The organism is Paenibacillus sp. J22P15 (genome assembly GCF_056269345.1).
This window is the reverse complement of sequence record NZ_JBWDNT010000004.1, coordinates 345,216-357,928: the sequence shown is the minus strand read 5'-3', so window position 1 is coordinate 357,928 and position 12,713 is coordinate 345,216. Positions and strand designations below refer to the sequence as shown.

General features: G+C 44.5%; 14 protein-coding genes. All 14 read right to left on the bottom strand.

Features of this window, described 5'->3' with window-relative positions; translation table 11 throughout:
- Positions 1-111: 111 nt before the first annotated feature.
- The 14 genes from recN to accC all read right to left on the bottom strand — a co-directional run bounded on the left by recN (position 112) and on the right by accC (position 12,678).
- Complete coding sequence (gene recN / locus AC0YN6_RS12765) at positions 112-1,824, bottom strand: DNA repair protein RecN (RefSeq protein ID WP_475747217.1); 1,713 nt, start codon at positions 1,822-1,824, stop codon at positions 112-114.
- Positions 1,825-1,840: 16 nt separating this feature from the next.
- Positions 1,841-2,293: a transcriptional regulator AhrC/ArgR gene (gene ahrC, locus AC0YN6_RS12760; protein ID WP_475747216.1), complete on the bottom strand. Its 453-nt coding sequence runs from the start codon at positions 2,291-2,293 to the stop codon at positions 1,841-1,843.
- A gap of 20 nt (positions 2,294-2,313) precedes the next feature.
- Positions 2,314-2,784 (bottom strand): hypothetical protein, encoded by a 471-nt coding sequence (locus tag AC0YN6_RS12755; protein WP_475747215.1) that lies wholly within the window; start codon positions 2,782-2,784, stop codon positions 2,314-2,316.
- Positions 2,785-2,967: 183 nt separating this feature from the next.
- On the bottom strand, positions 2,968-3,798 hold the full coding sequence (locus tag AC0YN6_RS12750) for a TlyA family RNA methyltransferase (RefSeq protein ID WP_475747214.1): 831 nt from the start codon (positions 3,796-3,798) through the stop codon (positions 2,968-2,970).
- A 16-nt stretch (positions 3,799-3,814) separates the two neighbouring features.
- On the bottom strand, positions 3,815-5,764 hold the full coding sequence (gene dxs / locus AC0YN6_RS12745; protein WP_475747213.1) for a 1-deoxy-D-xylulose-5-phosphate synthase: 1,950 nt from the start codon (positions 5,762-5,764) through the stop codon (positions 3,815-3,817).
- A gap of 67 nt (positions 5,765-5,831) precedes the next feature.
- On the bottom strand, positions 5,832-6,746 hold the full coding sequence (locus AC0YN6_RS12740; protein WP_475747212.1) for a polyprenyl synthetase family protein: 915 nt from the start codon (positions 6,744-6,746) through the stop codon (positions 5,832-5,834).
- A 2-nt stretch (positions 6,747-6,748) separates the two neighbouring features.
- Positions 6,749-7,003, bottom strand: a complete 255-nt coding sequence (gene xseB, locus AC0YN6_RS12735) for an exodeoxyribonuclease VII small subunit (protein ID WP_475747211.1) — start codon at positions 7,001-7,003, stop codon at positions 6,749-6,751.
- A complete protein-coding gene (xseA, locus tag AC0YN6_RS12730) occupies positions 6,981-8,357 on the bottom strand; it encodes an exodeoxyribonuclease VII large subunit (protein WP_475747210.1) in 1,377 nt (458 codons plus the stop codon). Before xseA ends, xseB begins: the two co-directional genes overlap by 23 nt.
- An 8-nt stretch (positions 8,358-8,365) precedes the next feature.
- Entirely contained in the window at positions 8,366-9,226 is an 861-nt protein-coding gene (gene folD / locus AC0YN6_RS12725; RefSeq protein WP_475747209.1) for a bifunctional methylenetetrahydrofolate dehydrogenase/methenyltetrahydrofolate cyclohydrolase FolD, read from the bottom strand.
- Positions 9,227-9,274: 48 nt separating this feature from the next.
- The gene (nusB, locus tag AC0YN6_RS12720) at positions 9,275-9,718 is read right to left on the bottom strand and encodes a transcription antitermination factor NusB (protein WP_475747208.1); all 444 of its coding nucleotides are present in this window, start codon (positions 9,716-9,718) and stop codon (positions 9,275-9,277) included.
- Positions 9,719-9,874: 156 nt separating this feature from the next.
- Positions 9,875-10,105, bottom strand: a complete 231-nt coding sequence (locus tag AC0YN6_RS12715) for a DUF2273 domain-containing protein (RefSeq protein ID WP_475747207.1) — start codon at positions 10,103-10,105, stop codon at positions 9,875-9,877.
- A gap of 14 nt (positions 10,106-10,119) precedes the next feature.
- Positions 10,120-10,677: an alkaline shock response membrane anchor protein AmaP gene (gene amaP / locus AC0YN6_RS12710; RefSeq protein ID WP_475747206.1), complete on the bottom strand. Its 558-nt coding sequence runs from the start codon at positions 10,675-10,677 to the stop codon at positions 10,120-10,122.
- 102 nt (positions 10,678-10,779) lie between these two features.
- A complete protein-coding gene (locus tag AC0YN6_RS12705; protein ID WP_076266953.1) occupies positions 10,780-11,187 on the bottom strand; it encodes an Asp23/Gls24 family envelope stress response protein in 408 nt (135 codons plus the stop codon).
- 135 nt (positions 11,188-11,322) lie between these two features.
- The gene (accC, locus tag AC0YN6_RS12700) at positions 11,323-12,678 is read right to left on the bottom strand and encodes an acetyl-CoA carboxylase biotin carboxylase subunit (protein WP_475747205.1); all 1,356 of its coding nucleotides are present in this window, start codon (positions 12,676-12,678) and stop codon (positions 11,323-11,325) included.
- Positions 12,679-12,713: the final 35 nt, after the last annotated feature.

Genomic DNA, 12,713 nt, shown 5'->3' with positions numbered 1-12,713 from the left:
CCCTGTAATTCCATCGCATGACGAAGAAGGATAAATCGCCAATGGCGTACCTTTAAGTTACCCTCACCCGGTCGTTTTATGTCCGCAAAATCATTCCCTAATTGGCTTCCATTACGCTCCTTTCTGTCTATGTGCCAAATCAAGCATTTCTTGTGCGTGGTTCCTTGTTTTTTCCGTAACCTCTACACCGCCTAGCATACGAGCAAGTTCCTCAATACGAACCTCATCCAGCAGCTCGGAGACTGATGTCGAAGTACGTGCACCAATAACCTGCTTGCGTATTTCATAATGATGATCAGCCATGCAGGCAACCTGCGGTAAGTGAGTAATGGAGAACACTTGACACTTGGATGCAAGCTGAGACATTTTCTCCGCTATAGCTTGAGCAGCTCGTCCGCTTACACCAGTATCGACCTCATCAAAAATCAGAACTGGAACTTGATCTATTTCTGCAAAAATGCTCTTCAGGGCAAGCATAATACGAGACATTTCTCCGCCTGAAGCAATTTTACTTAGTTGTTTTAACGGTTCACCTGGATTAGTAGAGAGCATAAAAATAGCTTCATCCATTCCATTCGTATGCAAACGAATCTGCTTCGTCTCATCTGACCCACCAACCGTTGTATCAATTTGCACACGGAACTTGGCAGCTGGCATTTGAAGCTGTCCTAACTCATTCTCGATCGCTTCAGACAGCTTTGTGGCTGCATGCTCACGCAGCTGCGATAATTCCTGTGCAAGTACGAGTGCTTGATCGTAAAGTTTTAATTCTTCTGCACGCAAATCCTCAAGCAGTTGATCACGATTTTCAATTTTGTCGCGATCCACAATTGTCCGCTCTAAATAAGCGAGTATATCGGGTATTGTCTCACCATATTTCCGCTTCATACTATTTATCAAATCAAGCCTGTCTTCTACCTGTGAGAGCTGATCAGGATCAGACTCAATTCCATCTCGATAATCACGCAGTTGAAAAGCAGCGTCCTCTGCTTGATAAAAGGCAGATTGAAGCTGTTCAAGCAGCGGATTTAATTTGGCAGCGTCGTACGTTTGAATATCGGTCAGCTTAGCTACCGCTTTGCTGACCATATCAAGCCCTTTGCCACCATAAAGCAGCGAATAGGCTTCTGAGACGGCATCCATTCTTTTTCCCGCATACATTAACTTGCGCCGCTGCTCGGCAAGTAATTCATCCTCTAACGGTTTCAGTTGGGCATTCGTAATTTCTTCAATCTGAAAACGATACAAATCAAGCATTTGTACATTATGTCTAGTCGAATTTTCCAGTTCACGCAGAGATGCTCTTGCTTTCTGCAGCTGTGCAAAAATATTCCGATATATTTGTTTGCGTTCAATTAATAAATCCCCAGCGAACAAATCCAGCCATTCTAAATGCTGTTCCGTACGAAGGAGTGATTGATGCTCATGTTGTCCATGTATGTTAACAAGACACTCTCCTACTTCCCTAAGCATCGTCATGGTCACTAACTGGCCATTAACTCGGCTGCTGCTCTTGCCATGCGAGGACAGCTCTCGTCTAATTACTAACATCTCTTCACTAGAAGCATGTACACCAAGCTTGTTCAGAACGACCCAAACTGGATGATTGCTTGGGAGGTCAAATAAAGCCTCCATCTCCGCTTTATCACAACCGTATCGTACCATGTCTGCGGAGCCTCTACCGCCGACCAGTAAGCTTAGTGCATCAATTAAAATCGATTTACCTGCACCTGTTTCACCCGTCAACACATGAAATCCATGATGAAATGTAACGTTTACTTCTTCGATTACCGCTAAATTCCTGATAGACAACTCACGCAGCATGGTTCTGATATCCTCCTTAGTTCAATAGCTCAAGTATTCGTTCAACTACTTCATTGCTTTTCGTCTTAGTACGACAGATCATTAATATTGTGTCATCACCGCAAATTGTCCCCATAACCTCAGACCACTCCATATTATCAACCAATGCCCCAATCGCATTAGCTGAACCTGGTAAACACTTCATGACAACGAGGTTATCTGTAAAATCAATATGTACAAAATGATCTAATAAAGCTCGCTTTAGCTTATGAATCGGATTCTGCTTCTGATGCTCTTGAGGAATGGAATACCTGTATTTCCCTTCACCTGCCGGCACCTTTATTAGCATTAACTCCTTCATATCGCGCGATACCGTTGCTTGCGTTACTTGCATACCTGATGTGCGAAGTGCCTCGACAAGCTCCTCTTGTGTCTCTATGACAAAATTGGTAATGATCTCTTTGATTCGATATTGGCGAATCCCCTTCATAAGAAAACCTCCATGAGTTATTATTCTGCGATGTGAAACGTGATCTTTCGGATAAGCTTTTCCTTCGCGTCCACGTACAATATACCGTCGCATTCAGGCAATAGCAGGGAATAAACAAGTAATCGCTCTCTCACGCCGCTTGGCGACCAGTCCATTGGCATCCGGTCACGAGCAGTTTTCACAATATACGTGCTATTATTCATTACCGCAATGTAATCAATATATAACCGACTTCCCTTTCCAAGCGGCACATCGTCCATCTTGATTGGAATCGGTACTAAATGCTTTCCTGAGCTTACCTCGTACCCCGCTTGTTCCAACAATATTATGTTCTCATCATCTGCTTTGAGTACGCCGCCTCTGCCTAACTTAAGCCGGTTTAGACTACCAGGCTCGTGCAGCCAGCGATAAAACACTCTTAACAACCAAATAATAAACAAGCAACCTGCAATCACCATTATTATTCTGTCACCGTAAGCTCCCACCAGCATCCCCCATTCGTAAATGGATTATTTACTTAATCGTTCGCTATGGCGGGGGCATATTCCTGTTTATCACAATTACCGAACGTTTGTTTGCTTTTCTATAGTTTAACAAATGGAGCATGCTGCTGTAAAGTAAAAAAAGATGTCGGCAGCTATGATTCTGCTCGACACCTTCCTAGTTTATTGTTGTTATTTATTAGTTGTAAACGTTACGTTTGCTTGTTTCACAAGCTCCGCTAGCGCGTAATTATCTGGCACAGCAGTATTCGGCTCAGCATTCCAATGCCAGTAAGCCAAAAATTCAATATTACCTTCTCCGCCTGTAATCGGCGAAAAAGTAATATCCTGCAAAGAATAACCAAGCTCCGCAGCCAAAGTTAATACTTTACTCAGCACATCTTTGTGTACGGCAGAATCTCGCACGACACCTGATTTACCTACATTTTCGCGGCCAGCCTCGAATTGCGGCTTAATCAAAGCAACAATCCCAGACCCAACTGATAATAATGTAGATAATGCAGGCAAGATGTGTTTTAAAGATATAAATGATACATCTATTGTAGCGAATGTCGGCAAAGGTCCAACTAAATCAGCTGGCTGTGTATAACGAAAATTGGTACGCTCCATAACATGTACGCGCTCATCTTGTCTAAGTGACCAATCAAGTTGATTATAACCGACATCAATCGCATAGACATAAGTCGCACCGTTTTGGAGTGCGCAATCGGTAAACCCACCCGTAGATGCTCCAATATCAAGCATAACGCGCCCGTTCAAATCGATATTAAACGACCGAATTGCCTTTTCAAGCTTTAATCCACCGCGGCTCACATAAGGATGCAGAGCACCCTTCACCTTAATGTCCGCCGTACGTGGTACTTTCATACCGCTTTTGTCGACAGGTTCGTCATTTACAAGCACGAGACCTGCCATTAAAGCCGCTTTTGCTTTTTCTCTGCTTTCATAATAGCCGCGTTCAACGAGCAGCACGTCTATACGCTCTTTAGTTGTGGTTGTCATCTTTCACCCTCAGACGTTACTGTCGACCAGTAACTCGTTTCATGCGCTTTGGCTGCATCGACTTCAAATCGGAAGCAACTCTTTCGGCCGTTAAACCAATTTCTTTTCTTTGCTCTTCGATCGATCCATGCTCTACAAATACATCAGGCACGCCAATGATACGAATGGTCAGGCCATAAATGCCTTTGAGCGAATAAAATTCAAGTACTGAGCTTCCAAAACCGCCAAGTTCCGCATTTTCCTCAAGCACAATCATATGTCTGCCTTCTGCAGCCAGTGTAAGAAGCAGTTCCTCATCCAGCGGCTTAATAAAGCGAGCATTTACAATTTGTACATTGATGCCTTCTCGTTTGAGAAGTTCTGCAGCCTCTTCAGCAACTTGAATCATAGGACCAATGGCCAAAATTACGCTGGAGTCGCCTTCGCGAACCGTTTCCCACTTGCCTATTGGAAGAGCTTGCGGGTTGGCCTCCATTTCGACGCCTAATCCTGCAATCCGTGGATAACGAACAGCGATTGGACCATCATCATAGTCTGCTGCAGTCTTAAGCATTTGTCTTAGCTCATTCTCATCCTTAGGCATCATAATAACCAAATTCGGAATATGTCTTAAGAATGAAATATCATAAACACCGTGATGAGTTTCACCATCCGGACCAACAAAGCCAGCTCGGTCTATAGCAAAAATAACATTTAAGTTCTGACGGCAAATATCATGAACGACTTGATCATAGGCACGCTGTAAAAACGTTGAGTATACAGCAAATACTGGCTTCATGCCTTCAATAGCTAATGCTGCTGCCATTGTTGCTGCATGCTGCTCTGCTATACCTACATCGATCATCCGATTCGGAAATTTTGCTGCAAATGGAAGTAAGCCTGAACCACCAGGCATTGCCGGTGTAACCGCGACGATTCGCTCATCCTTCTCAGCAAGCTCGATTAGCATTTTGCCAAATACGTCGGTATACATAGGCGGCCCAACTGCCTTTAACACTTGGCCAGATTCAATTTTGTATGGCGTGATGCCATGCCATTTGAACGAATCTGCTTCAGCAGGAGAATACCCTTTACCTTTAACAGTCAATACATGCACAAGTACAGGACCAGGCATGGAATCCGCTTGTCGCATAATGTCAATCACTTGCTCAAGATCATGACCATCTACGGGACCTAAATACGTAAATCCAAATTGCTCAAATAAAATGCCGCTGACGAGCAAATATTTCAAGCTATCTTTGAAGCGTTCAGCAGTCTTCGCGAGCTTACCGCCAATTGCCGGTATTTTGTTTAACAGCTGTTGCAGCTCGTCTTTTGCTTTATGATAATGACGATCTGTACGAATTTTCCCTAAATAATGATGCAATGCACCAACATTAGGAGCGATAGACATCTCATTGTCATTCAAGACGACGATTAGATTTTTCTTCTCGTGTCCTATATGGTTGAGTGCCTCCAAAGCCATACCGCCGGTAAGTGCACCGTCTCCGATAACAGCAACAACTCGATTGCTCTCGCCTTTCAGATCACGAGCAAGCGCCATACCCATAGCAGCTGACAACGATGTGCTGCTATGTCCGGCTTCCCAAACATCATGCTCACTTTCTGCACGTTTGACGAATCCGCATAAACCTTTATATTTACGAAGAGTGTCGAATCGGTCCATCCGACCTGTTAATATTTTATGCACATAAGATTGATGACCAACATCATAAATAAACTTATCTTCAGGGCTATTAAATAAATAATGCATGGCTAGGGTCAACTCGACAACTCCTAAATTAGGAGCGAGATGACCACCCGTAACGGAAAGCTTCTCAATAAGGAACTGACGGATTTCAGCGGCCAGTTGCTCTAGCTGAGCGGTTGTCAAAGCTTTCAAATCTTGAGGTCCGTTAATCTGGTCAAGCAGCACGTTACTTTCCTCGCTTTCGCGGACAGCCTCTAATTGCCGTCCCATGTACATCTACATTTTTCCTATTATAGCATACAGAGTTTTTTTTCCCAACCGAAATGGAAAAAGCATTACATTCTCAATGATCGCGTTGAACGAGATAATCCGCAATTTCAAGCAATCGATCAGGTGCCAGAAACTCCGCTTCGAGCACTGCTGACTTCGCTTCCTGGGTTAGCCGCTCAACCTGAGCTTTGCTTTCTTCTATTCCGATAAGGAAAGGATACGTTACTTTATGTTGCTGTACATCGCTATTCGTCTTTTTACCTAACTTCTGCTCGTCACCGATCAAATCTAAGATATCATCCTGAATTTGAAAAGCAAGACCAATATTCCGACCATAGCGAGCCAGCAGTTCAAGCTGCTCCTCTGTTGCTCCGCCTATACGTCCACCCGCCATAACCGAGAAAGCAATTAAATCGCTAGTTTTATGAAGATGAATATATTCAAGTTCATTAATGGAAGTGATTCCTTGTTCACCTAGCATATCAGCGACCTGACCGCCGACCATCCCTGGAGCTCCTGCTAATTTAGCCAAATCCTCTACGATGGCTAGACCAACCTCTGCATTAATGCCGCCTTTACGAACGCCTTGCGGAATTAAATGAAAGGCATGTGTCAGCAGCGCGTCTCCGGCTAGAATAGCCATCGCCTCGCCAAACACCTTGTGATTTGTCGGCTTGCCTCTGCGGAAATCATCATTATCCATAGCAGGTAAATCATCATGGACTAATGAGTAAGTATGAATATACTCAACCGCACAAGCAACAGACAGAGCAGCATTTAATGTTTCTGCTTTACCGAAGACAGCTTCAGCTGCAGAAAGAACAAGTGCTGGTCTTAATCGTTTGCCTCCTGCTTCCAAGGAATAAAGCATCGCCTCACGCAAGCGAAGTGGAACATCCCATTCACTTGGTAACGATTGTTTAAACGAAGCTTCAATAAGCTCCGCGCATTGCGATAAATACGCTTTTATTTCTGCCCTCTCGTTCAAGCTTATTCCCCTTTATTTTCGATTGCATCCGCAAACGTTTTTTTCTGGAAGCCTTGCTCTGTTTCAATCAACAATTCAATCTTTTGCTCTACCTGCTCAAGCTTGCCACCGCATAGCTGAGATAATTTCATACCTTCTTGAAATAACTCAATAGCAGTCTCAAGAGGAACATCGCCATTCTCAAGCTTAGATACAATGGAATCTAGTCGTTCCATGGCTTGCTCAAAAGTGAGCTCACTTTTCTTCGTTGCTGCCATCAATTCGATCTCCTCTCAATGAGCCTACATGACAATCAAGCTGACCGTCTGCTACCTTCACCTTAACGATGTCGCCTTGCTTCACATCGTGAATCGATTTTATTAATCGTTGCTCCCGCTCGTCATACACAAGACTATACCCTCTGGACATTACTTTTAACGGACTTAACGCATCCAGCTGCTTCATAGAGCTATGCAGCTTGTTTCTCTTGTCCTTAATAGTAATGTTCATTGCTTGCTCCAGCTGCTTGTTTGCTGTCTGCCACCGTTTAGCAGCAAACGCAACTCGCTCTCCTGGATGATGGCCAGCCAGTGTCGCCATCTGCCTTGCAAGGCGTGTATGACCACGATCCGCTATTCGCTTAGTACGCTGTAATAGCCGCTCTGACAATCGATCGAGCCGTTCAGCCTGCTCAAGTAAGTATCTGCGCGGATGTAAGAAAAACGGCGAACGGCGAATGCGCTGCAGCTTCTCCTTCTCGTCTGTAACACGGTAACGAATGCCTTGTATGAGTCGTTGCTGCTGGCGATTAAGCTGCTGCTTTAATTCAACAATACTCGGAACAGCAAGCTCTGCTGCAGCGGTAGGCGTTGCTGCACGCAAATCAGCCACAAAATCAGCAATCGTGAAATCAGTCTCATGCCCAACCGCACTTATAATCGGAATTTCTGAGGCAGCGATGCTGCGAGCAACCGATTCCTCATTGAAAGCCCACAGTTCTTCAAGTGATCCTCCGCCGCGCCCTACAATTAATACGTCGGCTTCGCCAAAACGGTTCATTGCTTCTATTGCTTTCACAATAGCAGGTGCTGCCCCAGTTCCTTGCACGAGAACGGGATACACATAGATCGGAATTAATGGATAACGCCGCTGTAAGGTAATGATAATATCGCGTACGGCAGCTCCTGTAGGCGATGTGATGACACCAATCGCACGAGGAAACAGCGGGAGCGCCCGTTTGCGTGATTCTGCAAAAAGCCCTTCATTGTTAAGCTTGCTCTTTAGCTGTTCAAACGCAAGGTATAGGCTTCCAATCCCGTCCGGCTGCATTGAATTCACATAAAATTGATAATTGCCATCTCGCTCGTAGACCGTTATGTTCCCTCTTGCAATCACTTTTGTACCTTCTTTAGGGATAAAAGGAAGTCGTTGATTATGAGATGAGAACATAATGGATTTGATCCGGCTATCGCTATCCTTCAGCGTAAAATACATATGCCCACTTGAATGATGTGTAAAATTGGAAATCTCGCCACGCAGCCAAATATCGCCAAGAAGTGTATCGGACTCCATCTTCATTCGAATATATCGATTAAGCTCTTTTATGGAATAAATTCGTGGCTGATCTGCCATACCCGCCATCACTCCTTGATTCCGTTAGCCCTTTTTGCCGCTGTAATCGTATTTTTCATTAGGAGCGTAATTGTCATTGGACCAACACCGCCTGGTACTGGAGTAATAAAGCCTGCTGTATCTAAGCAATCGTCAAAATCAACATCACCCGCAAGCTTGCCGTCTGGCAACCGGTTAATGCCGACATCGATAACGATAGCACCTGGTTTAACGAATTTGCTGTCAATAGCTTTTGCTTTGCCGATAGCTACGACAAGAATATCAGCTTGTTTAGCAATTTCTTCCATGTTAGCCGTACGAGAATGACAAATCGTTACCGTTGCATTCTCACGCAGCAGCAGCATCGCTACAGGCTTGCCAACGATATTGCTTCTGCCGATGACGACAGCATGTTTCCCTGAGATGTCAACGCCGCTTCGTTTAATAAGCTCAATAACACCTGCAGGCGTACATGGCAGTAAGCTGTCATCGCCAATAACCAAATTACCGACGCTTTCCGGATGAAAGCCGTCTACATCTTTATCTACATGAATGGCATCAATAACAGCCTTCTCATTGATATGCTTTGGAAGCGGTAATTGAACAAGAATACCGTTGATCGTAGACTGATTATTCAGACGGTCAATGACCGCAAGCAGTTCCTCTTCACTTGTATCAGCAGCCAAACGATGTACCTCTGAGTAGAAACCAAGCTGCTGGCAAGCTTTTTCCTTAGAACCCACGTAAACTTTTGAAGCAGGATCTTCACCTACGAGTACGACGGCCAAACCAGGGATTATATTTTTTTCTTTTAAGGCTGCAGTTTCCGTAATCATTTCCTCACGGATAAGGTCGGATATTTTCTTACCTTCAATGATTTGTGCACACATAGCTCCAGTCTCCCTTTACATCGATGAATGTTGGTTATTTCATTGCCATTATGATTTTAATTCTTCAATCTCCAAAAGCAATTTACCGAGTACGCCGTTAACAAACTTTCCGGATTCCTCTGTGCCAAAATGTTTCGCAAGCTCAATTGCTTCATTGATTGTTGCTTTTGGGGGAACGTCATCCCGGAATACCATTTCATAAGTCGCTAATCTTAGAACCTGACGATCTACACGTGATAATCGATCAATGTGCCAGCCAGTCAAAAACTGCTGCAGCATACCGTCAATAGCTTGCTTGTGCTCCAAAACGCCTGCAACAATTTCACGTGCAAACGCATCTGTGCTGCCGATTTCAGCAGGATCAGCACCCATTTCGTTATCTAGACTCATTTCTTCCACAAGCATGTCTACTGCATCTGAAGCCGAAACTTCATTCATTTCCATTTGATATAAGCTTGATACCGCTATTTCCCGTGCTAATCTACGTTTCATGTTACCTCCGCGGCAGTTTCATGCCGATAAAATGGTTTTGTTCTTATCAACTCAATAGTTCGTATACTTTGTTACATTTCAAAAAAAACCTATGCTCTCCTCCCTGCCCCGAATAAGCGGCTTTCCGAAATCCGGAGTACGGAGGAGACCACAGGATCATTTAAACGGTCGAAATCTTTCCAATAACGAATACCAAAGCCGCTGCCATGGAAAGATAGGTCCGTTGCTTGTTTCCTTTTGTAAGCCGATCCAATAGCCAATGGAGACGAGAAGCCCTACAAAGAGCATGTCCCAAAAACCGACAAACAAATATAGCAATCCGAAAAACAACCCTATTGAAGCGCCTATTGCGCGCTTTCCATAGCTGTCCCAGAATTCCCTCCACATGAGCAAACTCACCTCTATTCCACGCGACTCTTATACGTGCCCGTTTGAATGATGTTCGCAACATATACCGCAACATTCGTTACGGGTATACCGGCAATTTCCTCTACATGCTCTTTCACCGTACGTTGAATCTCCTCAGTCAGCACAGGTATGGAACTTTCACCGTCTACAACCGCTCGTATCACAATATCTAAACCAGCGTCTGTTGCCCGAATACGAGCGCGCAGATCCTTTACACCACGTTGACGAGAAGCCGCCTTCAAAGCCAGGTTTTCAATGGTTTCAAGAGAAATACGAATGTCGCCGAAGTCAGTTCTTTGATCAATTGACGGAGCGGAGGCTGAACCGCGATGAAGTGATACAATAAAAAATCTTAAGCTAAGAATACACAGAATAACACCTGCTACTGCAAGCGTAATTTGTATGGAATCGACACGATAAAGATCGCCTACTAAATCGTTCAATAAATCTCGCGATATCCAGCCAAATCCAATGGATAGCAGAAAAACGGATAAACATCCAATTACGATGCTATACAAAAACAAAAGCAGCTTGTCCACGACCTTAATCAAACGTAGCGCCTCCTTCTGCCTAGCCGAATGAAAACCCCCTTGCGCCGAGCGGCATGCCCATTCACGAGGGGGTTGTACGGGATTAAATTAAACCATCTTTATTTATTTAACTCTGTGTAGAACTTCTTCTTCTTCCGGTTTATCAGGCGTCTTGAAATGTACATCGTGAATATGTACGTTCACTTCAACAACGTGGAGTCCCGTCATCATCTCGATAGAACGTTTCACATTTCGTTGAATTTCCGAAGCGATCTCCGGAATTCTGTTGCCGTACTCAACGATTATGGATACATCTACCGCTGCTTCACGCTGACCCACTTCAACTTTAACACCTTTGGATAAATTTTTGCGTCCAAGAAGCTCAACGATGCCTCCTGCAAATCCGCCGCTCATTCCAGCGACTCCATCCACTTCAATCGTAGCTAATCCAGCGATTACTTCGATGACTTCAGGTGCAATTTGAATCGTGCCAATGTCCGTTTTCTCATACTCCGCAGCTATCGTACTCATGATGGCTGTACACCTCCTTAAAGTTGCGCGTACCCGGCTTTAAGCCAAGCAATAAACCGCATCTTGTTAATATACTATAACATTCAGTAAGAAATATGACAAACAATACTACTTGTTCACATCTTTGTCGTATCCTCATTCTGGAGCGTTAATATCATGCTCCTCAAGAAACTTAATGTCGAAGTTTCCGCTTATGAATTTAGGATGATTTAGAAGCTTCAAATGGAATGGGATCGTCGTCCGAATGCCTTCAATAGCAAATTCAGACAATGCCCGCTTCATTCTTGCGATCGCTTCTTCACGAGTTGCACCCCAAACGATTAGTTTAGCAATCATCGAGTCATAATGCGGTGAAATGGTATAGCCGGGATAAACCGCACTATCCACCCGAACCCCTGCGCCGCCTGGCGGCAAGTAAAAGGGAATCAATCCAGGAGAAGGCATAAAGTTTCTTTCGGAATCTTCTGCATTAATCCGGCATTCGATGGACCAACCATTAATTTGCAGATCACTTTGCGAGAAGGAAAGTGGATTGCCCTCAGAGACAGAAATCATTTCCTTAATTAAATCCACGTTTGTAATCATCTCTGTTACGGGATGCTCAACTTGAATACGTGTATTCATTTCCATGAAATAGAAATTATCGTCAGGACCAAGTAAAAATTCTAACGTCCCAGCACCTGAGTAGTTCACAGCTAACGCTGCGCGAACAGCCGCTTGTCCCATGCGATCCCGTAGTCCAGGAGTCAAGACGGAGCATGGCGCCTCTTCGACCAGCTTCTGGCGTCTGCGCTGGACGGAGCAATCACGTTCAAATAAATGAACGGCATTGCCGTGCTTATCTGCCATAATTTGAATCTCAACGTGCTTCATGCCTGTCAAATATTTCTCTAGATATACGCCTGCGTTACCGAAAGCCTTCTGAGCTTCCTGCTGTGCTGTCGTAATTTGTGCTATGAGCGTTGTCTCGTCATCCGCAATCCGAATGCCTTTGCCGCCGCCGCCAGCAGTTGCTTTAATGATAACAGGATAGCCGATTTCCCGAGCAACACGGATAGCCTCATCCATATCCTCGACAAGACCGTCAGATCCAGGAATGATTGGCACATCGGCCGTTCTCATCGTCAGCTTGGCAACTGCTTTGTCACCCATTTTGTTAATTGCTTCCGGTGATGGTCCGATGAATGTAATGTTGCAGGATTCACAAATCTCAGCAAAATCAGCATTTTCAGCTAGAAAGCCATAGCCAGGATGGATGGCGTCACATTCAGTTATTGTAGCTACGCTCATAATATTCGTTAAGTTTAAATAGCTGTCCTTTGAAGCGGTAGGCCCGATGCAGTAAGCTTCATCAGCTAGACGTACATGGAGCGAATCACGATCCGCTTCGGAATAAACTGCGACTGTGCTAATACCAAGCTCGCGACAAGCGCGAATAATACGTACAGCAATCTCACCGCGGTTTGCAATTAATATTTTGTGAAATTTCACGTAGGAACCCCTTTCAAGCGACAATTGTCCTGTTC